The organism is Saccharibacillus sp. O23 (assembly GCF_002205895.1).
Taxonomy (GTDB): Bacteria; Bacillota; Bacilli; order Paenibacillales; family Paenibacillaceae; genus Saccharibacillus.
Genome location: NZ_NJDE01000002.1, coordinates 198,802 through 223,953, shown reverse-complemented (window position 1 = coordinate 223,953; position 25,152 = coordinate 198,802). Strand labels below are relative to the sequence as shown.

Below are 25,152 nucleotides of genomic sequence, written 5' to 3'. Positions count from 1 at the left end.
TGTTATATTAATAATATAGTTTTCATCTTCTTCCCATACGAAATACATATGGCAATCTAATACGCTGACCGCAAATTAGGAGGAGTCAGAGATGGATATCCGCCGGCTCAAATATTTTCTGGCGATCGCCGAAGAAGGACAGATCACTTCGGCGGCGCGCAAGCTGCAGATGTCGCAGCCGCCGCTCAGTCAGCAGTTGAAACTGCTGGAAGACGAGCTTGGCGTCAAGCTCGTCGAGCGCGGCCCCCGCAGCATTCGGCTGACCGAAGCCGGGATGCTGCTGCGCGACCGCGCCGAGCAGATTATCGAGTTGACCGATTCGACCGCTCGCGAGCTGGGCGATTACGCGCGCGGCGTGCAGGGCACGCTGAATATCGGCACCGTGTCGTCGTCGGCCGCCGCGCTGCTGGAACAGCGGCTGATGCTGTTCCATCGCCAGAATGCCGGAGCGCGCTTCGAACTGCATGAAGGCAATACGTTCCGCGTGCTCGATCTGCTGGCCAAAGGAATCGTCGAGATCGGCATTATCCGCATGCCGTTCAGCAGCGCGGGATTGGAATGCGTCTATACGCCCGAGGAGCCGATGGTCGCGGTCATGAGCGCGGAACACGACTGGACCGAGGGCGCCGATTCGATCGCTCTCGAAGAACTGCAAGGCAGGCCGCTGATCCTGTACCGCCGCTTCGAGCCTCTGATCCGCGAGACCTGCCGGGAGCAAGGCTTCGAACCGGATATTTTCTGTATGAACGATGATGCCCGCACGACATTATTATGGGCGAACGCGGGTCTAGGAATCGGGATCGTGCCTCAGTCGGCTTTCGGTCTGCTGCGTAGCGATAATCTGCGCTGCACAGAAATCCGCGCCGAAGCGCTGCGCACGCGGGTAGCCGCCGTCTGGATGAAAGACAAATACCTGTCGGCGCTCGCGAGAAAGTTTATCGAGTGTTTTCAAGGCGAAACGCTTGCGCTTTAGCCGCATAACCCGCAAGACCACGCGAAAAAGCGCCGATCGGCGAATGTCCCCGATCAGCGCTTCTTTTTCTTTTCTCTGAATCCGTCCGTTGCCCGAACGAGTCTTTCTTATGCCTGAGCCTGCCGCCGCCCGTCAGTCGATCAGCACGACTTCGTCTCCGAGCGCAATCTCCCCGGTATGTACGACCGAAGCGTAGACGCCGAACTTGAGATTCATCTCTTTGTGCACGATCTTGAGCACGTCCGGATCTTTGGCCGCGGTGTCCGGGTCCATCGTCGTCATGACGCAGCGTTCGCAGAACTCGTCGACCTGCAGCTCTACGCCGCCGATCCGCAGTCTGCGTCCGATCCAATCGCCTTCGAAAGTCGTCGAATCGGAGAGCGCGATCACGAAGTTTCCGCGGAACCGCCGCTGATCCAAGTCATGCCCCCGCAGCTCCGCCAAACGGTTCAAGCTCGCATCCGTGACCAGCAGAATGCTGGCTCCGTCCACAGACAGCAGATGCGGGTGTTCCGGATGCGGATCTCTAGGCTTCGACATCTTGATCGGCACGCGGCTCAAAGCCTGAATCTCTTGCAGCAGCGACTCGTCCCAGCCGAAACGCCGCCCGTCTTCGGAGGTTACTTCGATCTCTCCGCCCAGATAGCGTGCGCGATAAGTCAACATTTTAGGAATTCGGCGAGCCGTGATGTACCTAGCCCAACCTTCTTTGCTTTCGTCGTAAAAAGAGCAGAAACGGTCGCCTTCCAGACCGTAAGGTTCGATCCGGCAGGCGTCCAATTGCTCCCCGCCGAACGATTTCACCGGATACCGGTTGATTTCTCGAATAACGCCGACATTTACCGTCAATTCCGTGTCCTCCGTATACCTAGTGCGCCGATCGCAAATAAGGTTAAGTACTTGGATTGAATGCGCTCAACTCACTAAGCTTGTTTTTCGTATCCTCTTGCGGCTTCGCGAACGAAATCACTCAGAACGCGATCTCCGACGCCGGACGCAGTTCCACGTCGGCTTCGACCAGCTCGCGGTTATGGCGCTCGATGATCGCGGGAGCCGTCTCGTCGTCGGTATCGATCGTCGTATGCCCGTCGCTGGCCAGAATCGGACGATAGCCGAGCTCCGCCGCGCGGCGGGTCGTGGCATTGATGCAATAATCCGTCTGCATGCCGACGATCACCAGACGATCCACGTCCAGCTCTTGCAGCCTGCTTTGCAGCCCGGTGTCATGGAACGAATCGGGTACCGTTTTCTGAAGGATCGTCTCGCCCGGACGCGGGGTCAGTTTCTCGTGAATCTGCCAGCCTTCCGTGCCTTCGACCATCGGGCCTTCCTCTTCGGTGTGCCGGATAAACACGATCGGAGCCTCCGCGGCGCGCGCCTGTTCCAGCAGTCCCGAGATGCGATCGACTACTTCTTCCCCTTCATAGACCGGCCATTGTTCGTCGAACATGACGTTCTGCACATCCACGATCAACAATCCTTGTCGGTGTCCCATATTCGTTCTCTCCTCTCTCGGCAGGTCGCGAGATATCGCAATCCACAGCCTAAGCTTGTTCCCATTATACGAACGCAGAAGCCCCGGAGCAACCGAAAAAGAGGATTAATCTTCCAACCATTTTTCCATCAACAGCTTCTTGAGTCGTTCGACGTTCTCGGCCCCGAGCTTCTCCGCGACGCGGCGTTCCAATTCCCGCTTGATCGCCAGTTGGTTATCGCAAGCTTGTTGTCCTTGATCCGTCAACGTCACGCGGCGATCGCGGCGGTTATCCGGGTGCTCGCTTTCCGCCAGATAGCCGCGTTCGATCAGACCCAGTACGCTTTTGTGCGTTCCCTGACGAGTCAGGCTGACGGCGCGCCCGATGTCCGAAATGGAGAGGCTTCCGCTCTGCTCGACCACGGCCAGAATATGCGTTTCGGTCCGGTTCAATTCTTCTCCGTCCAGCTCCCCTACTTTGCGGCGCAGGAACAGATGCTTCTCGCTCATCAGATCGACGAGATTGACGGAGGTCGATAATGGATCGGTAACTTTCATGGCGATGCACCCCTGTCAGCTAAAATAAATAGTTTTAAATTTTAATCGTCAACCAAGTTGACATTCCGAACACCTCAATGATATTGTAAACCAAGTGGACAATAAAATTAAACCCCGAACGGGGACAAGGAGTCGGAAACATGGGCAAAAACAAAAAAGAAAGTCTGATTTTCACGACGATCATGTGCGCCTTGATGGTGCTAGGCATGACCGTATATAATGTACTGCTTCTGAAAGGATTTACGGCCGACGCGTTCAAAACGATGGCGATCGGCTACGTGCCGGCGTTCGTCGTGGCGCTGCTGCTCGATCTCTTCGTCGTCGGCGTCGTCGCCAAAAATATCGCGGGACGACTCGTCAAACCGGGCAGCCCGATGATCCGCAAAGTGCTGACGATCTCTTTCTGCATGGTGCTCGGCATGGTAGTGTCGATGTCGCTTTACGGAGCGATCACGCATGTCGGGTTCGGACCGGAATTGGGCGCCGCTTACGTGCGCAATCTGTGGCTCAACTTCATCTGCGCCCTGCCGCTTCAGTTGGTCGTCGTCGGTCCGCTGACGCGCGCCGTCTTCTTCAAGCTCTTCCCGCCGCAGACTTCTTCTCGAGCGGCAGCGGCTTAATCGCAAGAGCCGGACGGGAATCTTCGCAAGTATAAGGAAAACTCAAATAAAAAGAAGGATGCGCAGTCGCCGATCAGCGATACGCATCCTTTTTGCCGTCTTTCGGATCAGCGTTCGGCCGAACGCACGAAACGTCCGATCCGGCGCGCCGCTTCGCGGAGCGCTTCTTCCTCGCGCACGAGCGAGAAGCGCACATATCCTTCGCCTTGCGCGCCGAACGCGCTGCCGGGAATCGAGCCGACGCCTTCTTGCCGCATCAGCTCCCGCGAGAACGACTTGGACGACCGGTCCGATTCGCCGTTCGTCCAGCTCTCCGGCAGCCGCGCCCAGACGAACATGGTCGCGCCCGGTTTGCGGACATGCCAACCTTCCGCCGCCAACGCCGATACGAAGACGTCGCGTCTGCGCTCGTACAACGCGGCTACGCCCCGATCGCTTTCCGGCGCGGACATCGCGCGTTCCAGCGCGTATACGGCCGTTTCTTGAATCGGCTCGAACGCGCCGAAATCGATATGCCCTTTGAGTTCGCGCAGCGCGCCGACCGCTTCGGCATTGCCCGCGAGGAATCCGATCCGGCAGCCGGCCATATTGAAGCTTTTGGAGAACGAATGCAGCTCGACCGCCGTCTCTTTCGCTCCCGGCACTTCCAGCACGCTGTGCGGGCGATGGCCGTCGAAGCCCATCTCGGAATACGCCAGATCGTGCACGATCAGCACGTTCCATTTTTTCGCCAGCGCGACCAGCTTCTCGAAGAACTCGTAATCGGCCAACGCCGCTACCGGATTGCCCGGAAAATTGAGCAGCATAAACACGGCCTGCTCCCAGACTTCATCCGGAATCGCGGCTAGATCGGGCAGAAAATCATGTTCTTCCCGCAGCGGCAGCAGCCACGGGGTAACGCCGGCGATCGCCAGCGATCCCGCATAGATCGGATAACCCGGATCGGGCAGAATCGCCAGATCGCCGGGATTGCAGACGGCTTGAGCGAGATGCGCCAATCCGTCCTGCGAGCCGAGCAGCGGCAGAATCTCCGCTGCGGGATCGAGTTCCGCTCCGAAGCGGTATTTCACCCACTCCGCGCAGCGCTCCCGAAAATCGGCCGTTCCTTCGGTACCGGGATATTTGTACGCGTCCGCGCGCAGCACCGCTTCGCTCAATTTGCGGCGAATATCTTCGGCAGGCGCTTCGTCCGGCGCTCCGATGCCGAGATTGATGACGATCTTGCCGGCGCGCTGCGCTTCGGCTCTCCACTCGGCCGCTTCGGAGAAGATCGGCGATCCCATCGAGCCGAGCTTGTCCGCTTTCCATGAGCGTTTCTTGCTCGGAACGCCGCCGCTCGGATTCGAAACCTTGTCCAGATCCATGATATACCAAGCGTCGCATGCATAATGTTCGGTGCCTTCGAGCGGCCCGTCCAATTCGCGGAAGCCGTGTTTGCGATAGAAGCGATGCGCCGCTTTCATCGTGCTCAGCGTCTCCAGATAACACTGGCGATAATGCCGAGAAGCGAAATCGAGCGCGATTCGCAGAAGTTGTCCCGCCGCTCCCGTCCCTCTCGCTTCCGCGATCAGATACATTTTCTGAAGTTCGCAGACTTCCCGCGATTCGGCAAAAGGCGCGATCCCGCAGCCGCCGAGCAGCTTCCCGTTCTCGATCGCTACCCAATATTCGCGTTCGGGCGCTTCGTCGTAGAATACGGACAGCGCCGACAGGCTGGCATCCTGCCAAGCCAACCCTTCCCGGTTGCCGCCGTATTCGATCAGGCAATCCCGAATGATGGTCTCGATCGCGGCGTTATCTTCCGCGCGCAGCGTTCTGATTTCCAAATGCTTCGCCTCCTGCTCCCAAGTCGCTTTTTTGGCTTGCTTTATCTTTTAGCATAACACGCCGGCCTGTCGCTTTTCGATTCCGTCGGCCTATTTTCTATGCCAAGAAGCGGCCCGAGGAACGAGCCGCTTCTTGATCCGCTGTATGGGCGGGCTTTCTATTCGGTCTCGCACGCTCTTCCGCCGCTGCGGGCTCGGTAGATCGCGTCGAACACCAGTCGGCTGGCCTCCGAGACGCGGTCCCGGTCGTTTTCGTCCAGCCAGGCCAGTTCTTCGATCTCCGCCGCAGGCGCCAGCCGTCCTTCGTAATCCGCGGTGTAGCAGACCATCCGAACCCGCACGCCTTCCGCTTTGCCGTCGGCTTCCGCTTCGAAGATGCCGAACGGACTGGCCGTTTCCGGTTTGATGCGTACCGTCAGTTCTTCTTCGATCTCGCGCGCCAACGTCTCGACGTCGCTTTCGCCCGCTTCGCGTTTGCCGCCGGGGAAATAATAGATGGATTTGCCACGGGAACGCGCGCTCAGCACTTTGCCGTTCTCGACGCGAATCCATGCCACTTTATCGATGATCGTCGGCGTCTGCGCCGTTTGCCGGTTCGATTCGTTCGATTTCATACGTCCTGCCTCCGTTTCTCTCCGTAATCTCTGTTTATAACGTCTCGCCGACCGCGGAAGATGCCGGCTGCGGCGTCTCCGTCTTCTTTTTCCCGCCGAATTTGAACACGTAGATCCCGGCCATGATGACCGCGACGCCCGCAAGCTGCTTCCAATCGAACGGCATCTTCTCGAGTCCGAGCCAGCCGAACGAATCGAACAGCAGCGCGAAGCCGAGTTGGGCCGTCAGCGTGACCGATACCGAGAACGTCGGTCCCAAGATCTTGACGCCGAGAACCAGACAGATCACGACGCCTACGCCGATCAATCCGCTGAACCAGAACCACGGCTCCATGCCGCCCAGCTCGAAAGTCCGTTTGCCTTCGAAGATCAAGCTGCAGGCCAGCGAAGCGATAAAGCCCATGCCCAGCACCCATGTCGTAGTCGCCCAAGAACCCATATGCACGTCCGTGCGATTATTGAAGATCGTTTGCAGGGCGACCATCGCCCCCGCGAAAGCCGCGAGCAGCAGTCCCGTTATCATGCTTGTTGCCTCCTTTTCGTTAATGCTCGTACAAGTTCCGGCCGGCCAACTGCTCCAGACGCGCCCGGTCCCGTACATGCAGATAGCCTCCGCTGCGCTCCACCAAGCCGTCTTCCGCCAATTTGCGGATCACGCGGTTGAGATGCCGGTAGCTGGTGCCGATCAGATTCGCCGTGTCGGTCATCTCCGAAGTCGCCAGACGGCCTTCGAACCCCGCGTCGCTCTCGTCGTAGCAGACGGACAGCAGGTAGCTGGCAAGCCTTACTTCGACCGGATACATCAGATTGAAGCTCAGAAAGTCCGATTTGATATAAAACTTCTTCGTGATGATATCGAGCATGAAGCGCAGCAGCGGCGCGTGATGTTCTCCGTATTTTTTGAGCATTTTGCCCGAGATTCCGATCACGTGGGCCGGAGAGACCGCTTCGACCGTGTTGATGATATCCAGATCCCGGATGTATTCGATGTCTCCGATCACTTCCGGCGGATTCTTGAACGAGATCACCAGCGTGCGGCCTTCCGGCGACGTGGTGTAGATCTTGATCTTGCCTTTGACGAGCACGTACAGCATATCGGCCTTCGCGCCTTGGCTGCACAATTCTTCGCCCGGTTCGAACGCGTATAATCCCAAGTACGGACGCAGCGGTTCGTGGAATACGTCTTCCAGCCCGTGCTGCGCCAGATAAGCCTCGAGCCGCGCCGTTTCTTTGATTTCCCTCATAATCGCCGAGGCTCCTTCGTCCGTAAAATGATTCGTCCGCCTCCGTTACAGCTTCATCAGCAGCACGCCGCCGATCATCATCGCCAGCCCGATAAACTGCGGCGCGCCCATCTTGTTCTTGACGGTGCCGAACCAACCGAACGTGTCGATCAGGAACGTCACGCACAATTGGGCGATCAGCAGCGCGGCGATCGCAAATGTCACGCCGACCGTGTGAATCGCCGTGACTTCGCCGAAAATGATCACGGAGCCGAACGCGCCGCCCGCCAGATACAGCGGTTTGACTTTAGTGAAGCCGCGCAGGTCGCCGCCGTCTTTGACGAACAAGTAGATCGCGAACGCCATGATGAAGCCGGTCAGCTGCGTCAAGGTCGCCGCCTGCCAGGTACCGATGCTTTCGCTGATTCGCGCATTGGCGACGCCCTGCAGCGTAATGCAAGCTCCGCCCAGAAACGCGAAAAGGATTCCTTTTATCACTTTAATGCCTCCGTTTCCTGTTTCGAAGCGCCGCTTGGTGAACGTTCGCCTCGAATTCCTTTCCTATTATACGGATACGACGGCCGGTATAGGGAAGGACATATGTCCCAAATCGCAAAATTCGCGCAAAAAAAGCTTCTCTCCGTCCGAGAACGGAGAAAAGCTTCACCGTGAGCGTATTAGGATCAATCGGCCGCGGCCGGTTCGCTCAAACGATTCTGCAAAAATTGTTTCACTTTGTCCGTATACGCCGCTTTGTCGATCAAGAACGAGTCGCCGTGTCCGGCGCCGTCCACGATCAACAGGTCTTTGTCCGCCGGGCACGCTTCGTACAATTCGTAGACCATCGACGTCGGGACGAACACGTCGTTCGAACCGTGAATGAACAGCATCGGCGTGCGGCAGCGGCGAACCTGTTCCAGCGCGGACGCTTCCGTGAACGAATAGCCCGCGCGAATCTTAGTCAGCGCTTCGGTGGCCGGAAGCATCGGGAAAGCGGGCAGTTTGTACATCCGCTTCATCTGATGCTCCAATTCGGCGCGCACCGACGTGTAGCCGCAGTCTTCGACGATCGCTTTGACATGCGGCGGCAGGTCTTCCCCGCTCGTCATCATCACGGTAGCGCCGCCCATGGAGATGCCGTGCAGCACGATCTCCGCCTGCGGGCCGTCCTGCGCGATCATCCGGCGAATCCAGCCCAGATAATCGACGCGTTCGTGCCAGCCGTAGCCGATATACGCGCCTTCGCTGCGGCCGTGGCCGCGGGCGTCGGGAACGAGGATGTTCATGCCGAGCTCTTCGTGATAGAACTTGGACACTCCGCTCATGATCGAAGCGTCGCCCGAATAGCCGTGGGCCAGAATGGCCGTCCGCTTGGTCGGCGTCTTGGCCGGCAGGTAGTACGCATGCAGCTTCAGCCCGTCGCCGGACAGCAGCGAACGATGTTCGAAGTTCTGCGCGGCCCACCATTCCCGGCTGGCCGTCGTTTCCGTCTGCACGTCCGGATTCGGCTGCAAGCCCGGATCGGCATCCAAGAATTTTTTGGGCGCGCGTTCCACGGCCAGACGGTAGAAATAGAAGCTGCCCGCGACCACGGCCGCCGCCGGAACGGCAGCGATGCCCAGAGCGGTCCATAACGCGGTCGATTTTCTCAAATGAATTCTCTCCTTATGGCGGGGTGTCCGCCCGAATATACGATTCCGGCAGTCCCGGTACGTTGACCGATCAGGAACGGACGACGCGCGCCAGCGCGTTGATGAACCCGCCGTGATGCTGCATATGTCCGGCGTTCAACGCGACCAGATCGCCCAACGTGTCCGCTTTGGCGAAGTTCTCTTTGTTCGCCAATTCTTCGTCCAGCTTGCCGTCGTAAGCGTCGCGGAACCGCTGCGGAAGCCCGCGCAGGCTCTCGATCAGCTCGTCCCACGCCGGCGGTTCGCCTTCCCAGTCGGCAGGCTTCGTGCCCGGCGCGAAATACGTCGCGTAAGCGGCGGGCAGAACCGGTTGACGTCCCGACAAACCGTTGACGACCCGATCGGATACCGCGAGGATATGTCCGAGCTGCCAATGCAGGTTGTTGGAGAATCCCGGCGGAACGATCGTTCTCGCTTCTTCAGGCACCCCTTCCAGATACTTTAGGACCTGCGCTTGCGCCCGGTCCGTCATTTTGAATACGAATGCGTCAGTCATTCCGATCTCCTCCGTCAAATCGCAAATTTCGAATCTTTATTTCATTTTCGCCATAAGTCCAGTATACACCGTCTCTTTTTGCCTGAGCAACGCGACGAATAGGGCAGGGATTTTTCATTTGCTCTTCTCGGGCCTATAATGGAATAGCACGTCGACCCAAATAAGAGAATCGATTTCGAGAGGAGCCCTTATATTGAATTCTTCGAATCCGTCTCCCAAAGAAAATCTGTTTACACCGGAATTCGTCCAGAACCCGTATCCCGTTTACGCGCGAATGCGCGAAGAAGAACCGATCGCGAAGCTGATGTTTCCCGACGGCCAGTTCGGTTGGATGATCACCCGTTACGACGATGCCGTCGACGTGCTGAAAGATAACCGGTTTATCAAAGACATTACCAAGGTCTACGGCAGCGAAGGCCAAAGCATCTTCACGTCCAACATGCTGTTCGCCGATCCGCCGGATCACCGCCGCCTGCGCGGTTTGGTTCAACAGGGTTTTACGCCGAAGCTGATCGAAAGCATGCGCGGACATATCCAACAGATCGCCGACGAACTGCTCGATGCCGTCGAAGGCCGCACCGAGATGGAATTGATCGACGATTACGCGTTCCCGCTGCCGATCATCGTGATCAGCGAGATTCTCGGCGTGCCGCTGGAAGATCGGGACAAGTTCCGCACTTGGTCGAATTCGATCGTCGGCGCGTCGAACTCGGAATTCGACGATCAAGTCTATCGGCATATGCAGGAGTTCACCGAATATCTCGGCCGTTGGTTCGAGAAGGTGCGCCGCGATCCCGGCGACGATCTGATCAGCCAACTGATCACGGCCGAAGAAGCCGGCGAGCGCCTGTCGGAACAAGAGCTGTACGGCGTCGTCTCCTTGCTGATCATCGCCGGTCACGAGACGACCGTCAATCTGATCGGCAACGGCATCGTCTCGCTGCTTCAGCATCCGGATCAGCTTCGCCTGCTGCGCGACGATCCGAGCCTGATCAAAGGCGCGATCGAAGAAATGCTGCGTTACAACGGACCGGTCGAGTTCAGCACTTCGAGATGGGCCGCCGAAGATCTCGAATTCCGCGGCGCCCAAATGAAAAGCGGCGATCTGGTCATCGTGGCGCTCGACTCCGCCGATCGGGACGGCAGCCAGTTCGACGATCCCGATCTGTTCGATATTACGCGCGAACGCAGCCGCCATCTGGCGTTCGGCCACGGCATCCATATGTGCCTCGGCGCTCCGCTCGCCCGGTTGGAAGGCGAGATCGCCGTCAATACGCTGCTGCGCCGCTTCCCGAATATCCGTCTGCGCGAAGATGCCGGCGAATTGGAATGGCGTCCGGGCATGATCGTGCGCGGAGTCAAAGAGATCCCTTTGTCTTTATGAAAAAGCAAGCTTTGCAATTAAGTTCGGCGATAAACGAACGACACCCATAAGAAAGGCCGCTTTCCCTTAGGGAAAAGCGGCCTTTTGGCGCAGCGCCGAAGCTTGCGCATGGCTAACGCGTTAACAAATGCGAAGCGACTTCGGCAAACGCGGACTTAACGGCAATCTCAATCGATGAACACGACGCGGTTCTTGCCTTCGCGTTTGGCTTTCATGAGCGCACGGTTGGCCTGCGCGATAAAATGCGTGAAGCGGTAATCCCGGCTCGGCCGCATGACCGTTCCGCCGATGCTGACCGTCACGTAACCTTCCGAACCGCTGCCTTCGTCCTTGCGGATCTGAAGATCGAGCACGCCCTGACGAAGCTGCTCCGCCAGTTCTTCGGCCCGATCGACATGGCAGGCGTCCAGACGCAGCATGAACGTTCCGCCCCCCGTTCGGGAAACGCTGGCTTCGTGTTGACGCCCGAACAGATCAAGCACCTGACTGATATTCTGAATGCACAAGTCGCCGCCCTGCAAGCCGTGAACCGCGTTGTACGCGCGGAAATCGTCGATATCGATCTCCAGCAGCGCGATCGGAGCGCCTCCTGCTTGCGGAGCGGCATTCCAATCTTCTTCGAGCTGCTGTTCGAAAGTACGGCGATTCGGCAGATCGGTAAGCGGATCGGTCGACATGTAGTTGCTCAATTGATCGGTAATGCTCGTATATTCGGTCTGCTGCTCCGCCGTTTCGGCGATCTTGCGCGCGATCAGCATGACCGACGGCCTTCCGCTGTGCGACACGGCCGCCAGCGTAATGTCCAGATGCATCGGCTCGCATTTGACGTTGACGAACGCTTGGCTGCCCGATACCAGAGCCGAAGCGTCTTCTTCGAGCTTTTGCAGCAGCAGACGCATCGATTCTTGGGATTCCTGAAGCACGAACGGCAAGAAATCGCGACCGATCAGTTCGTCTTTGTCTTTTTCGCCCAACAGCTTCGCGGCCTGCTCGTTGCAGTAGACGATATGTCGGTCGGTGATGGTGAAGAACGCCACCGGCGAGAATTCCATCAACTGCAAGTAACGCTGTTCGTTCTGACGGAGCACCCGCGCGTTTTGCAGAGCTTGATCTTCGGCGCGCTGCAAATCGCTTTTGGTCTGATTATCGACGACGGCGCGCAGTTCGGCCAACGCGTTGAGCTGTTCGATCTTCCAGTCGAACGCGGTCGATTGAACGACTTGGCGCCACTTCTCGAACGACTTGCGAGGCGATAAGCGAATGCCGTCGTCGTCTTTGATGACCGCTTTGGCCGGATCTCCCGCCCAATCCACGATCTGAAGCACTTCCGGACGGAACCAGATGATATAGTTCTGCTGTCCGGGAGACAAAGCGGCATAAAGCGCTCCCGACGCTTTTTCTTTGTAAGCTGCCGCCGGAGAGAATTCAAGGCTCAATCTGGACGTGTGATGCGTATAATTTTTCGCCCGGCCGCCCATCCAAGCCGCAAGCTCCCGCACCTGTCCCGGCGCAGGCGTATCGCCGAACAGCAGCAGTTTGTCGTTGTAGCTGACCGCAACGCCCGAAGCGTCCATCAATTGAAGCAGACGGCTTTCCGACGCGTACAGTTCTTCGACGACTTGAAACGGACTGGAACTGCCGATAAACAGCTTGGAGATTCTCGACGCTTCCGTGCGAAGCCGCAGTTCGGCTTGATATTCGTCGAGCTGCTGCCGCTGATACAGTTCGTTGGAGAAAAAGGCGCCGAGGAAGTTGCACAGATTGCGAATACGGTGCGTCACGTATTTCGGCGAATAATGATGGCAGGTAATCATGCCCCAGAGCTGTCCGTCATGGATAAGCGAAATCGTGACCGTAGCTCCGACTCCCATATTTTGCAAATATTCAATATGCATAGGCGAGACGCTGCGCAGTACCGACAAACTCAAATTCAGCGGTCTGCCCGTCAAAGGTTGGACCGTCGGCACGATCTCCACCGGCGCGTAGTCCACGTTGACGATCGTACGCAGCCAATTGCGCAGGTATAAAGCCCGCGCTTGCTTGGGAATATCCGAAGCCGGATAATGATGGCCGAGGAAAGGCTCCAGATTCGGCTCCCTCGCTTCGGCGATGACTTTGCCGTTCCAGTCTTTGTCGAACTCGTAGATCATGACGCGATCATAACCGAGAATCTCTTTGACTTGTTCGGCCGCCGCTTGGCTGGCCGTATAGCGGTTGGCGCTTTGCTTAAGCTTGACGAAGAACGTTCGAATCCAACCGAAGTCGTCTTGGCCTTCGTCGTCGCCTTCGGATTCCAGTTCCAGCTCGAGAATCAATAAGCCTTCGCTCTCGTGAGCGACGGCCGTAAAGCGGACAGGCAGCCCGTCCACTTCGATATTCAGTTTCAAATATTGCAGGTCGGACGAAGCGACGGCGTTAAGATCGCGCTGTACGAGATCCATCATGATCTCGGAACCGATCAGGTCGGCCAGCGGAATTCCGAGCAGTTCTTCGGGCGTACGCCCGAGCAGCGCTCCCGAGTTGCGGCTGCACTGCACGATCTTGCCCGTAGGCGTGCGCCGTGCCGCGAGCAGCACCCCGTTAGGTTGGATCATGCCGGGAATATGAATCGGTTCTTTATCGCAATTCGTCAGATCGATTGCTTCATCCGTAACGAAATCGTCGCCGGTAAGAAGCGAACGATCGAGCGGATCGTTTTCGGAATTCGTGTTGACGTTGGACATGACTGAGCGGTAACCTCCTGTGCTGTGTGTCTTATTCCGTAGATGTAAAGTCTATAAGTCAGCGGCGTGCGCCTTCGTCAAGCCAACGTTCCAGCAGACGGAAAGTTTCGACTGCCGATTCGGCCATTTCTTCCTGAGCGGCTTCGGTTTGTCCGGCTTCGAGCAGCCGTTCCCGGAATTCGCTCCAACGCGCTCTTGCTTCCGCGCCGTAGGAATAGAAATAAGACAAGCCTTCTTCGGGCGTCAGGTTCAGGGACTGAGACAGCTTCTTGGTAATCATCTGTCCGCCCATCGTGGAACCTTCTATCACGTAAAAGCAGCCGAGCAGTTTGCCGGGAGTAGACAAATCGGGAAGCTCGTCGCAGATCGGCAGCGATTCCAGCCGGGTTCGGTCTTCGCCGAGCCTGACCAAATCGTTCTCCAACATCGGCGTCTTTCGCCGCTGCTCCAGATCGTAGCCGGATTCGGCCAAAGCGTCCGAAGCCTCGGCAAGACGTTCGAGCGGAGCGATATAACCGTAAAACAATTCCAAGTACTTTTTGTACTCGTTCAGATCGATCGTGCCGGCCATGATGGCTTTGGCGTAAGGGTTGGCTTCAACCCGATCGTGATGAGGCGCGCTTTCGTTTCTGAGCCGTTCCAATATGTTGGCGGTCATCGTATTCTACTCTCCTTGCGGCCGCGCCGAAAAACAATGCGACGGCCGGTCGGCCGCCGCATCTTGCACGAACGATATAATTCGGTTCAACCTTAAGAATACCCGATTTTCGAGCTAAAAAAAAGCATGCTCTCGCCGCTTTGCCCATAAAATTGCAAGCATGTTCTCCCAAATTAATTAATATTCACATTCATCGATATTCATGCCAGACGTCTTCATAAGCCGCGTCGCGTTTGAACTGCGCTCTTACGTAAGAGCAGGCCGGGAATATGCGTTTTCCCTGCATGCGGGCTTCTTCGACCAACCGGTTCAGCAGCGTCTTGGCAACGTCTCCTCCGCGGTATTCCGGTTCTACGTACGTATGCGTAGCCAACCAAATATCGGGGTCCGGTCCTTCGGCATAATGGATCTCGCCGATCGCGTCGCCGCCTCTTTTCAATTTGAATCCCCACTGTTCGCGAATCAATTCCGCTCCCGCGATCTGCTGCGCGGCCGGCTCCCGATCTTTGCCCGCATCCTTGATCAACGTCACGCCTTGTTTGATCTCGCCGATCGAAGCTTTTACGTCTCCGGCTCCTAATTTCAGGTAAGCCAGCGAAGCTTTGAACTTGGCGGGTTTGTCTTTCATCTGTTCCTGCACGCGTTCCATATTGCCTTTCAACACGTCGACTTCTTTTTTGAGACCGTCCATCGACGCTTTGATGCCGTCCTGCGCTTCTTTGATTTGGGTCATGCTCGTTTTGATCGTCTTCAACATCGCCATCTTTTCCGCCTCCTCGATTCTGCTCGTTATCCATGTTGCTTATTACCCAGATTTCGCAAACAATCCGAGCTTGCCGACTTCCGAAATCGAGAAAAACGGCAAAATAAAGCGAAATTAAACGTCCGCTCAAGAACGAAGGAGCTGGATCGCCCAGGTATGCGTTTACAAACTTCGAGACATTTTTACAAACGTTTTACTTTTCCCGGCTCGGGGTTAAGATATGAACAACACCAGCGATACTTCAACAGCAGTACTCCAGAAGACGCCGGTGCCACTCAAGACTTTTCCATCATCCTTATAAGGAGGGACAAGTCCAATGGACTAGGGTAAGCGAAGCATATCTTCAGAACTCTTAAATTGAAAGAAAGGCGCCCGTGAAAACGTCTTTCGAGAGATTCGGGTATGCGGGAACTCAGATACTCACCGTAGACCATTGACGAGGACGGAAAGTTGAACCGGTTCAAACGAGATTTCCATCTTGTGCGAAGGGAGCAGGATTCCGATGACATAGGTTAGCGAAGCGGATCAATGACCGATTTTCACGCATGAAAAACGGCCGTGACAACGTTTTTCGTGAGATCGAGGATTCGTGGGAACCCAACCTGAACAGCCAGACCGAAACGACGGATCACGCCAACAGCAGATATTCGTTTCTGCCGAACAGGAGGAGATTCCGATGAAACAGGTCAGCGAAGCATACTGAGTGGTTTCACGTTCAGGAGATGTCCGTGACAGCATCTGCTGTGAGATCAGGTATGTGGGAAACTCATAGTCGCCCGTCGAAAAAGGCGAAATTGAACAAAAGGTTAAGGTGTCAACTTGAAGAAGACCATTGTAGAAGGAAGAAGCGATCTCGAGCGAGGAAATAAGCCTTGCGAAAAAGGAGCATGATTCCAATGCAATAGGTTAGGCAGGCAGGCCGCTGTTTACGCATACTGGACCCGTAAGTCCAGAAGACGCCTCATGCGAAACATTCGGGTGTCAAACCAAAGGAAAACTATTGTTCAGCGGAAGAAGCCGTTTCGAGCAGGATTAGGCCTTGCGTAGGAAGGAGCAGGATTCCAATGCAATAGCGATAGCGAAGCATACTAGCACGGTTCACGCAAAGGAAAGGCGTCCGTGAAAACGTCTTTCGTGGGATCGATGTATGCGGGAACTTACCCCCATATGCAAAAGACATGGTAATACCGCGAATATGCGGGATGCTCCGATAATAACGGAGTACGGATGCAAGACCCGGGCAAGTAAAGAGAAGTCCGTAACAAAGAGTTCGCAACACAAAAATCAGAATCAAACCGCTAAACGGTTGACGAAAGCTGTGAAGCATACGCCAATCGGCAAGACTGGAAACGCAAGAAATTTGTTCACCATGTCAAGCATGTGGATTGGATCTTCAGGAGGAACGAAGAAAATTGAATACGGATCGTAACGAATAGCCCCCCGCAGTCTTGTTGATTCAAGGATGCGGGGGTATTTGTGTGTTCTTAAACGTCCAGTCCTTCTTCTTCCAACATCTCTTGCAGATCGAACAGCATCACGATACGTTCAGGCGTCTTGTACATACCGGTAAAAAAAGAACCCGGCCGTTTGCCCCGGCTCTTCCCGTCCGCGATCTGCGGAGGCTGCGCGCCGACTTGAAGCACTTCCGTCACCTCGTCGACGATCAAGGCCGTCGTCAATCTCCCCGATTCCACCACCAGCATCCGCTGCTTCGGATCAGGCGTCGCTTCTTCGAAGCCCAACGAGAATCGGACGTCGAACACCGGCATGATCTTGCCGCGAATCTTCATCATGCCGCGTATGGCGGAATAATAATCCGAGACCGGAACATTGTCGGGCACGTTGACAATTTGCAGCACATGCTGAATCGGCAGTCCGTACTCTTCCCCTTCGATCTTAAAAACGACATACTGCTCGGCGTGGTCGCGAAACATCACGCGCAGCCCCTTCCCGTATTGGTATATGCTTCATTTCTTCCATTATAGGAGAGATGCCGCTTATTCGAAAGCAAAATCGACGAGGTTCGCGTAAATTTGCGACAGCGGAACTTGACGATCGGCGAGTCCCGCTTCGTATACCGATTTGGGCATGCCGTAAACGACGCAGCTTTCTTCGGCTTCGGCGATTACCCGGCCTTTCATATTTTTGACGTCGCGGCATCCGGCCGTCCCGTCGACTCCCATGCCCGTCAAAATCGCTACCAAGAGTCCGGCTCCCAGCATCGGCGCCGCCGAAGTCAGCATTACGTCGATCGAAGGCTTGTACAGGGCATTGGGAGCAAGATCCGAACGGATCCGCAGGATCAAGCTTCCGTCCGGATTGCGTTCCGTCACCGTCTGGTAGCCGGCGGGCGCCACGTACGCCCTTCCGGGCTTCAGCACGTCCCGGTCTGCCGCTTCGCGGATTTCGAGCGCGCAGAGATTGTCGAAGCGGTCCGCCAGCGGCTTCGTGAAGCCGGGCGGCATATGCTGGATAACGACGATCGGAATCGGAAAATCCGCGGCAAAACGAGGCAAAATCGACTGCAGCGCGGAAGGGCCGCCCGTAGAACAGCCGATGACCAGCAGATCCGCTTTGCGGACGCCGACATTCTGCGCCTTTTTTTCCGGTTCCCGCACGACGCTCGCCGCCGAACCGGGCCGGACGATCCGGGCTCCCGCCGCCGACTTGACCCGTTCGAGAAAGTCCAATACCACCGCCGAGCGGTCGTGTTCGTGGACGAGCCGGTCTTTGAGGAAAAAGTCGACCGCTCCCCGCTCAAGAGCGCGAATCGTCGCTTCGGTTCCTTCGTCGGTTTGCACGCTCAGCATGACGACCGGGACCGGATGATGCTCCATAATATGCGCAAGCGCGGCAATACCGTCCATTTCCGGCATTTCGACGTCCATCGTGACCAGATCCGGCTTCAACCTTTGAATCTTCTCGATCGCTTCCCGTCCGTTTCTCGCGATGCCCGCGATAAAGAAGTCCGGGTCCGATTCGAACAACAACGAGATCGCGCGGCGCATGAAAGCGGAATCGTCGACGATCAGGACTCCATAACTGCCCATATTGCCTACCCCTTTCTATAGAAGAAAGTCTCGTTCTCCTTAACCGTTTCGAATCCGCAATCCAGTCCCCGCAGCGTCTCGGCATGACCCAGAAACAAATGGCCGCCGGGCTTGAGCAGCCGATGAAAACGTCCGACCAAGCCTCGAATCGTTTCCGCGTCGAAATAGATCATGACGTTCCGGCAAAAAATGGCGTCGACCTGTCCGAGCGAATCCATCTGTCCGGCATTCAACAGATTGATCCTGCGGAATTCGACGAGATCGCGGATCGAAGCGTTGACCCGGTATCCATCGTTTTCTTTCGTGAAAAAAGCGTTTTTGCGCAGATCGTCCGTCCGGCGGAAACAGAGCGACGACGACGGATAAAACGCTTCGAACGCCGTTTTGATGACGCGCAGATTGATGTCGGAGCCGATGATGCGGACCGGATTGCGCGCGGCGATTCCCGCCTTTTCCAGCATCATGCCGATGCTGTAAGGCTCTTCGCCCGTCGAGCAGGCCGAACTCCAGATGCGGATCTCCTGCCCGGGCGGCGTCTTTTCGACGATTTTTACCAGTTCCTTCAGTTGGGCTTCTTCGCGGAAGAAATACGTTTCGTTAATGGTGACATGCTGCATCAGCACTTCCCATTCCAGCGGACTGCGTTCCAGAAACTCGATATAAGAAGCACAATCCAAGCCGAGTTCTTTGAATCTTTTCGCGGCTTTGGGTTCCAGCGTAAACAAATTGTTCCGATAATTCAAGCCGCTGTGACGATAAATCATATCGGCCAAACGGGCCAGCGGCGCGTTTTCTTCATATTGAAAATCCAAAGGTTCAGTCATGCGTATTCGCGTTCCTTTCGAAAAAAATGGCGTGCAGAAAGCGCGGGTAAGCTTTCTGCACACGAGACGAACTTGCGGTCCGCCGATCAGCGGAATTTGACGTTGTTCAAGGAATGTCCGACCATCTGCGCGCGCTCCGCGGCTTCCGCGAAACTTTGGCTCATCCGGCGGAGTTCGTCCGAGAAGCGCGCCGTGAACTCGCCTGCTTCTTTGGCTTCGCGCGCCAGCTTTCGGCTTTGATCGCCGCTCAGGCGCAGCGTCTCGAAGGAGCCGTCGACGGAGCGGAAAGCTTCCGCCGTCCGTTCGCCGAGCGTTCTGCCGAGTTGGAGCCGAAGCTCGGATTCCGAGAGTCTTCGCGTCGAACGAATCTGGTCAAGCGCCTGTCCCAACAGTTGGAACTGCTCGGCCTGTTCTTTGGCTCCCGATCTCGCTTCGACCGCAGCTTCGGCTGCCGAACGGCTGCGATCTTCAAGCCGGCGGACAGCGGCCGCTTGTTCGGAAGCCGCGATTTGCAGCTCCAGTGCCGCTTGGCGTGCTTCTTCCGAACGTGCCGACACCGCATGGGCTCCTTCGGTCAGCCCGGCGGCCGCAGCGGCGGCTTGTCCGGAATAGGAAACCGCTTGTTCGATAAAGCTCGATACGACCGATTCTTTATTCGCCCGCTCCGCGAAGGAAGCGCGGATCAAACCGAGCTTTTCTCTGGCATTGAGAATACCGACGACCACGCCGCCCGATGCAGCAGCCTGCTCGCGGGCGGAGACGGCGACGTTTTCGGACTGCTTCGTCACGTTTTCGACGGCAGATAAGATTTCCCGACTCTGCTTCGCCATCTCGACGGCAGCATACGTAACTTGTCCCACCTGTTCGCGAGCGTTAACGATGCCTTTGACGATCTCTTCGACCGATTGAGCCTGCTCCTTCACGGCAGCGGCAACCATGCCGGACTGCTTCGTCACGTTAGCCGTCGCTTCCGTCAGCATTCTGCCCTGTTGAGTCTGCTCGACCATGGCGGCCGAAATTTGACGAACCTGTTCGCGGGCGTTCGTGATGCCTTTAATAATATCTTTTACTCCCGCGGCTTGTTCGACGGCAGCCACGGTAACCATCTCGGCCTGTCTCGTCACGTTTTCCACGGCTGCGACCAATTCTCGGCTCTGCTGGGCCTGCTCGGTCATGGCGCTGCTGATTTGTCCGACCTGCTCGCGGGCATTGACGACTCCTTTGATGATTTCGCCGACGCCCGTCGCCTGCTCTTTGACCGCCGTCGAGACCATCTCGGCCTGCTTGCTCACGTTGTCCACGGCCCGGGCGATATTTTCTCCCTGCTTCGCCTGTTCGCGTGTAGCGTCCGTCACCTGACGAACCTGCTCGCGGGCGTTCGTAATGCCTTTGACGATCTCTTCGACGCCGGCGGCCTGCTCTTTGGTCGCCAATGTCACCATTTCCGACTGTTCGACAAGGCGGGAAATGGACTCGACCACATTCTCGGCTCCTTTGGCCTGCTCGACGGTCGCCGTCGTAATCTGGGACATTTCGCCGGTGATTCGGTCGATGCCGCCCACGATTTTCCGGATCGCGCTGCCGGCTTCGTCCGCCAGCATCGTTCCGTGCTGAACTTTTTCCGTACCGAGATCGATCGCTTTGATCGCGTCCGACGTTTCGGACTGGATGCCTTTGATCAGCTGCGCGATCTCTTTCGTCGCTTTGGCGCTGCGTTCCGCCAGTTTACGCACTTCTTCCGCGACCACCGCGAAGCCTTTTCCGTGTTCTCCGGCCCTTGCCGCTTCGATCGCCGCGTTCAGCGCCAGCAGATTGGTCTGCTCCGCGATGTCGTCGATGACTTCGATGATGCTGCCGATTTCTTCCGAACTTTTGCCCAGATTGGTCATGACGCGGGAAGCCCGGGTCACGACGTCGGCGATTTCTTTCATCCCTTCGACCGATTGCACCACCGCCGTTTGTCCGTCTCTCGCATCCGTCCGAACTTCTTCGGCAAATCCGTTGACCGTCTGCGCGTTGCGGGCGACCTGCTCGATGGAAGCCGCCATCTGCTGAACGGCAGCCGACGTTTCGCCGGTATAGTGCTGAAGCTCTTCCGCGTTGCGGGCCACGCCTTTGACGGAGCTGCCCATCTCTTCGATCGAAGCGGAGATCTGCTCCACCGAACTGGCCGTGCTTTCGCTGTTGCCGGCCACCTGCTGAATGGAAGCGACGATTTCCTGAACGGCGTCCGTCGTTTCTCTTGCGGAGGACGTCAAGCTTTCCGCATTGTCGGACACCCCTTTGATCGAACGGCTCATCTGCTCGATCGAAGCGGAAATCTGTTCCACCGAGCTGGCCGTACTCTGGCTGTTTCCGGCGACCTGCTGCACGGAAGCCGCCATCTCTTGGACGGCAGCCGCCGTTTCCTGCGCGGAAGCGGTCAAGCTTTCGGCGTTATCCGCTACTCCCTTGACGGAGCTGCCCATTTCTTCGATCGAAGCGGAGATTTCTTCGACCGATCCCGCCGTGCTCGTCGCGCTGCCGGCGACTTGTTCGATCGAGGCTACCATTTCCTGAACGGCATCCGTCACTTCCAACGCGGAAGCGGTCATGCTCTCGGCATTGGCGGCCACGCCTTTGACCGATCCGCCCATTTCTTCGATCGACGCGGAGATCTGCTCCACCGAAGCCGACGTGCTTTCCGCGTTGCCGGCCACCTGCTGAATGGAAGCCGCCATTTCCTGAATCGCCGCCGCCGTTTCTTCGGCCGAGCCGGTCAGGCTTCCGGCGCTGTCCGCCGCTTCTTTGATGGAAGCGTCCATGGTTTCGATCTGCCGCGAGATTTCTTCGACCGATGCCGAAGAACTGTTCGCGTGATCGCGAAGCCTATCCGTTTCCCCGCAGATTCCGCGGAATTCGGCAGCCGCTTCTTCAACGGCACGGCCGGTCAGAGAGGTCTGTTCTTGGACGTTCTCGGCGCTGCTTTTCAGCGAACCGGAAATCCGGACAGTCGCTTGCGCCGCTTCGGCCGCGCTTTCGGCAGCCCGTCCGCTTTGTTCCAACGCCGCGTTCAAAGCGCGCACCGACGCGGACGTTTCCGATGCCGCTTCGGCCGCTTCGTCGGCCTGTTGCGTCAGGAATGAAGTCCCCGAGCCGACCGAACGGACGCTTTCGACGGCCCCTTCGAGCAGACGCTCCGTCTGAAGCTCGGCTTCCGACTGCTGCTCCAGCGAACGCAGCAGCCGGCTCGACGCTTCGGAAGTTTCTTGAAGAATGCGTTTGGCCTTGTCCGACTGCCCCGACAGCTCTTCGAGCGATTCCGCCAATTCTTTCGCCCCGCGCGTATGTCCTTCCGCCAGCGAAGCTTGTCCCTGCGCGCCTTCGGCCATTTGCTTCGTTTTGCCGGCAATATCGTCTAAACTGCGATCAAGCTGTTTAGCATCTTGCGAAGCTTGAACGACCTGACGTTCGATGCCCAGTTCTCCGATTCGTTTCGCCGCGAGTTTCGATGTGAATCCCATATTGGTTCCCCCTGTATATTTCCTGATGATTGATTGGTTGATTGTTGGTTTAAAAATGCTTCGAATCGTGCCGTCTTAGCGCGTCACCCGGCCAAATCGTCGTGCGGGAGTCCCCTTTCCCTGCCCGACAAACCGAAGATTCCCGTGATATCGAGGATCAGCGCCACTCCGCCGTCTCCCAATATCGTCGCTCCCGATATTCCGTCCACTTTGCCTACATAAGAACCCATCGACTTGACGACGATCTCCTGATTGCCCACCAGTTCGTCGACGACGAGCGCGATGCGCTTTTCCGCAGCGCCCACGATCACGATGAACACGTTGTCGTCGCCGCGCACCGCCGGTCTCGGCACGTTGAAATGATCATGGATCCAGACCAAAGGAAGTACCTGTTCCCGAATCCGCACCGCCATCTGCCCTTTGATCGAATGAATCTCCCGGCGCGGCAGTCGCATGATCTCGGCCACGCTGCTGATCGGCAGAGCGTAGGTCGAGCTGTGAATCCGGATCAGCAGCCCGCGCATGATCGCCAGCGTCAGAGGAAGCTTGATCGTGAACTTCGTCCCTTCGCCCGGTTTCGTTTCCACGTCGATGATGCCGTTAAGTTTCTCGATATGGCTGCGGACGATGTCCATGCCGACGCCCCGGCCGGAGATGTCGCTGATTTCTTTCGCGGTCGAAAATCCCGGCGCGAAGATCAAGTAAATCAGCTCCTGTTCGGACATCTGGGCAGCCTGCGCTTCGGTAACGAGCCTTTTGCTCAGCGCCGACTGTTTGATTTTGTCGGCGTCGATTCCCGCCCCGTCGTCTTCGATCGTCAGCACGACCTGATTTTCCTGATGCAGCGCGTTCAAACGGATCGTGCCGGTCTCCGGCTTGCCGGCCGCAAGCCGTTTCTCCCGTTCTTCGATGCCGTGGTCCGCGCTGTTGCGCAGCAGGTGGATCAACGGATCGCCGATCTCTTCGATCACCGTCCGGTCGAGCTCCGTTTCGCGGCCTTCAAGGACCAGATCGATCGGCTTGCCGATCTTCTGCGCCAAGTCGCGGATCATGCGCGGAAAACGGTTGAACAGCTGTTCGATCGGCAGCATCCTCGTTTTCATGACGCTCTCCTGCAGCTCTCCGACAACCCGGGAAATATGGTTGGCGATGCTGTCGAATTCGTCCATCGTATCGTCGGCATCCGCGTGGACCAAGTCTCTCAAGATGCTGCCGACCTGAGCGATCCGGGTCTGATCGATGACCAATTCGCCGACGAGGTTCATCAGGTTCTCCAGACGTTCCACGTCGACCCGTACGCTCTGTCCGGTGATTTTGCGCGGCTCTTCTCCGTCGGCTTTGACCGGAGGCAGAACCGGAACCGCCGCGGGAAGCGCTTCGTCGTTATCGGCAGCCGGAGCGCCGGCACCGTCTTGCTTCTCCTGCCGAAGCGGTTCGCTCTCTTTCCGAGCGCCGAGCGGCCGGAGCTTCTCGTCCAGCAGCTCGAAAAGTTCCACCGGTTCGCCTTCCATGATCGCGGACAGATGCTGTTCCAAGCACTCGCGCTCTTTGAGGCAGGCGATCAGATAACGGATCTCGAGCGGCCCTTCGGACTCTTCGTCGATCTGTTCCAGTCCCGGACGCATGCCGATCACCTTCGAGCACTCTTCGATCCGGTTGCGAAGAATGAACGCTCTCGCCATCTTCATCTCGCAGGCTTCGGCAATTCGAAGACGAACCGCCCAACCGCCGAAGCCTTCCTGTTTCGCTTCTTCGAGCACCTTTCTTTCTTCGGCGTCGAACGGATCGTCGAGTTCCTCGGAAACCGGGGTCGGCGGCCGTTCTTCTTCGGCGATCAGCTTTCGCAGCTCCTGAACGAGCGGTCCGGTTTCTCCGGCGCATTGTCCTTGCTCTTCGATCTGCCTTTTGAAATCGTTCAACTGATCCAGGCAGAGGAACAGCGCGTTGACGATAGGTTCGCCGACTTTCAGCTTCCCGCCGCGAATCCGGTCGAGCACGTTTTCCATTTCATGCGTCAAATTCTTCATCGCGTCGAAGCCCATAGCCGCCGAAGAACCTTTCAGCGTATGCGCCGCACGGAAAATGCATTGGACGGTCGAATCCGATCCGCCGTCCCGTTCGAGCTTCAACACCTCTTGTTCGAGCAGCTGAAGCTGTTCGTCCGCTTCTTCGAGAAAAAACTTCATCAGTTCGTCGCGGTTCACGTTTTCTCGCCTCCTTTCATCGCAGCGTGCTGCCGGTATTCAAAATCGTGATAAAATCGTCTTCCAAGTACCCGATTCCCGAAAAGTAATGGCTGTCGATTCCCGAAGTGCTGTTCTCCGAGTCTTCGACGGACGAAAACTGAATGACCTGCCGCACGCGGTCCACGATCATCCCGACGATCTCGTCCCGGTCGTTGACCACGACGATGCGGGTCGCCCGCGTCGGATCCGCTTCTTCCATTCCGAAGCGCTTGCGCAAGTTAATGATCGGAACGATCTTTCCGCGCAAATTCGTGACGCCTTCCATAAAAAAGCGGCTGTTCGGAACGACGGTGATTTTTTGCATTTTAATGATTTCGTGAATATCGGAAATAGGAAGCGCGTATCGTTCGCCGCCAAGTTCGATCACGATAAATTGTCGACCGGAGTCTTCCATGCGGATCTCGCCTTTCGTATCGATTGGAATTTAATCCTAGAATTATTTTCGTTTTCTAATTGCCTTGTCTTTATCATAGCCGCGCAAAGCGAATTGGTAACCGTAAAAAAGCATTCGGGAACGCGCAAACCT

General features: G+C 56.9%; 22 protein-coding genes and 1 pseudogene. 3 read left to right on the top strand and 20 right to left on the bottom strand.

The window, feature by feature from the left end; translation table 11 throughout:
• Nucleotides 1-91: 91 nt before the first annotated feature.
• A complete protein-coding gene (locus CDO73_RS02505; RefSeq protein ID WP_088486912.1) occupies nucleotides 92-973 on the top strand; it encodes a LysR family transcriptional regulator in 882 nt (293 codons plus the stop codon).
• A 132-nt stretch (nucleotides 974-1,105) separates the two neighbouring features.
• Here the strand turns inward: CDO73_RS02505 and CDO73_RS02500 are convergent, their stop codons facing one another.
• The 3 genes from CDO73_RS02500 to CDO73_RS02490 form a co-directional block, all read right to left on the bottom strand.
• Nucleotides 1,106-1,822: an MOSC domain-containing protein gene (locus CDO73_RS02500; protein WP_088486911.1), complete on the bottom strand. Its 717-nt coding sequence runs from the start codon at nucleotides 1,820-1,822 to the stop codon at nucleotides 1,106-1,108.
• 121 nt (nucleotides 1,823-1,943) lie between these two features.
• Complete coding sequence (locus CDO73_RS02495; RefSeq protein ID WP_088486910.1) at nucleotides 1,944-2,468, bottom strand: cysteine hydrolase family protein; 525 nt, start codon at nucleotides 2,466-2,468, stop codon at nucleotides 1,944-1,946.
• A gap of 105 nt (nucleotides 2,469-2,573) precedes the next feature.
• On the bottom strand, nucleotides 2,574-3,005 hold the full coding sequence (locus CDO73_RS02490) for a MarR family winged helix-turn-helix transcriptional regulator (protein ID WP_088486909.1): 432 nt from the start codon (nucleotides 3,003-3,005) through the stop codon (nucleotides 2,574-2,576).
• A gap of 140 nt (nucleotides 3,006-3,145) precedes the next feature.
• Between CDO73_RS02490 and CDO73_RS02485 the strand changes: the two genes are divergently transcribed.
• Nucleotides 3,146-3,625, top strand: coding sequence for a DUF2798 domain-containing protein (locus tag CDO73_RS02485; RefSeq protein WP_088486908.1), 480 nt, complete (start codon nucleotides 3,146-3,148; stop codon nucleotides 3,623-3,625).
• Nucleotides 3,626-3,732: 107 nt separating this feature from the next.
• Here the strand turns inward: CDO73_RS02485 and CDO73_RS02480 are convergent, their stop codons facing one another.
• From CDO73_RS02480 to CDO73_RS02450, 8 genes and pseudogenes are all read right to left on the bottom strand, one after another.
• A complete protein-coding gene (locus CDO73_RS02480) occupies nucleotides 3,733-4,989 on the bottom strand; it encodes an aminotransferase class I/II-fold pyridoxal phosphate-dependent enzyme (RefSeq protein ID WP_256972554.1) in 1,257 nt (418 codons plus the stop codon).
• 57 nt (nucleotides 4,990-5,046) lie between these two features.
• A pseudogene (locus CDO73_RS27070) lies at nucleotides 5,047-5,358 on the bottom strand (GNAT family N-acetyltransferase); the annotation flags it as partial.
• Between the two features lie 251 nt (nucleotides 5,359-5,609).
• Nucleotides 5,610-6,065 carry an NUDIX hydrolase gene (locus tag CDO73_RS02475; RefSeq protein WP_088486906.1) on the bottom strand — a complete coding sequence of 152 codons (456 nt, stop codon included), beginning with the start codon at nucleotides 6,063-6,065 and terminating at the stop codon, nucleotides 5,610-5,612.
• A 34-nt stretch (nucleotides 6,066-6,099) separates the two neighbouring features.
• On the bottom strand, nucleotides 6,100-6,588 hold the full coding sequence (locus CDO73_RS02470) for a DMT family transporter (protein ID WP_088486905.1): 489 nt from the start codon (nucleotides 6,586-6,588) through the stop codon (nucleotides 6,100-6,102).
• Between the two features lie 19 nt (nucleotides 6,589-6,607).
• A complete protein-coding gene (locus tag CDO73_RS02465; RefSeq protein WP_088486904.1) occupies nucleotides 6,608-7,309 on the bottom strand; it encodes a Crp/Fnr family transcriptional regulator in 702 nt (233 codons plus the stop codon).
• 45 nt (nucleotides 7,310-7,354) lie between these two features.
• Nucleotides 7,355-7,783, bottom strand: a complete 429-nt coding sequence (locus tag CDO73_RS02460; RefSeq protein WP_088487224.1) for a DMT family transporter — start codon at nucleotides 7,781-7,783, stop codon at nucleotides 7,355-7,357.
• Between the two features lie 188 nt (nucleotides 7,784-7,971).
• The gene (locus tag CDO73_RS02455; protein ID WP_088486903.1) at nucleotides 7,972-8,940 is read right to left on the bottom strand and encodes an alpha/beta hydrolase; all 969 of its coding nucleotides are present in this window, start codon (nucleotides 8,938-8,940) and stop codon (nucleotides 7,972-7,974) included.
• 70 nt (nucleotides 8,941-9,010) lie between these two features.
• Nucleotides 9,011-9,475, bottom strand: a complete 465-nt coding sequence (locus tag CDO73_RS02450) for a DinB family protein (protein WP_088486902.1) — start codon at nucleotides 9,473-9,475, stop codon at nucleotides 9,011-9,013.
• A gap of 190 nt (nucleotides 9,476-9,665) precedes the next feature.
• On the opposite strand from CDO73_RS02450, the gene CDO73_RS02445 reads away from it, so the two are divergent.
• A complete protein-coding gene (locus CDO73_RS02445) occupies nucleotides 9,666-10,859 on the top strand; it encodes a cytochrome P450 family protein (RefSeq protein WP_179218552.1) in 1,194 nt (397 codons plus the stop codon).
• 167 nt (nucleotides 10,860-11,026) lie between these two features.
• On the opposite strand, the gene CDO73_RS02440 is transcribed toward CDO73_RS02445, so the two are convergent.
• The 9 genes from CDO73_RS02440 to CDO73_RS02400 all read right to left on the bottom strand — a co-directional run bounded on the left by CDO73_RS02440 (nucleotide 11,027) and on the right by CDO73_RS02400 (nucleotide 25,020).
• Complete coding sequence (locus tag CDO73_RS02440) at nucleotides 11,027-13,582, bottom strand: diguanylate cyclase domain-containing protein (RefSeq protein ID WP_088486901.1); 2,556 nt, start codon at nucleotides 13,580-13,582, stop codon at nucleotides 11,027-11,029.
• Between the two features lie 58 nt (nucleotides 13,583-13,640).
• On the bottom strand, nucleotides 13,641-14,240 hold the full coding sequence (locus CDO73_RS02435) for a biliverdin-producing heme oxygenase (protein WP_088486900.1): 600 nt from the start codon (nucleotides 14,238-14,240) through the stop codon (nucleotides 13,641-13,643).
• Nucleotides 14,241-14,430: 190 nt separating this feature from the next.
• Entirely contained in the window at nucleotides 14,431-15,003 is a 573-nt protein-coding gene (locus CDO73_RS02430) for a GNAT family N-acetyltransferase (RefSeq protein ID WP_088486899.1), read from the bottom strand.
• A gap of 1,484 nt (nucleotides 15,004-16,487) precedes the next feature.
• Nucleotides 16,488-16,937: a chemotaxis protein CheW gene (locus CDO73_RS02425; protein WP_088486898.1), complete on the bottom strand. Its 450-nt coding sequence runs from the start codon at nucleotides 16,935-16,937 to the stop codon at nucleotides 16,488-16,490.
• A 63-nt stretch (nucleotides 16,938-17,000) separates the two neighbouring features.
• Complete coding sequence (locus CDO73_RS02420; RefSeq protein ID WP_088486897.1) at nucleotides 17,001-18,053, bottom strand: protein-glutamate methylesterase/protein-glutamine glutaminase; 1,053 nt, start codon at nucleotides 18,051-18,053, stop codon at nucleotides 17,001-17,003.
• Nucleotides 18,054-18,058: 5 nt separating this feature from the next.
• The gene (locus tag CDO73_RS02415; protein ID WP_088486896.1) at nucleotides 18,059-18,877 is read right to left on the bottom strand and encodes a CheR family methyltransferase; all 819 of its coding nucleotides are present in this window, start codon (nucleotides 18,875-18,877) and stop codon (nucleotides 18,059-18,061) included.
• A gap of 86 nt (nucleotides 18,878-18,963) precedes the next feature.
• The gene (locus tag CDO73_RS02410; protein ID WP_256972524.1) at nucleotides 18,964-22,380 is read right to left on the bottom strand and encodes a methyl-accepting chemotaxis protein; all 3,417 of its coding nucleotides are present in this window, start codon (nucleotides 22,378-22,380) and stop codon (nucleotides 18,964-18,966) included.
• An 83-nt stretch (nucleotides 22,381-22,463) separates the two neighbouring features.
• Nucleotides 22,464-24,584 carry a chemotaxis protein CheA gene (locus CDO73_RS02405; RefSeq protein ID WP_218821607.1) on the bottom strand — a complete coding sequence of 707 codons (2,121 nt, stop codon included), beginning with the start codon at nucleotides 24,582-24,584 and terminating at the stop codon, nucleotides 22,464-22,466.
• 16 nt (nucleotides 24,585-24,600) lie between these two features.
• Complete coding sequence (locus CDO73_RS02400) at nucleotides 24,601-25,020, bottom strand: chemotaxis protein CheW (protein WP_088486895.1); 420 nt, start codon at nucleotides 25,018-25,020, stop codon at nucleotides 24,601-24,603.
• Between the last annotated feature and the right edge of the window lie 132 nt (nucleotides 25,021-25,152).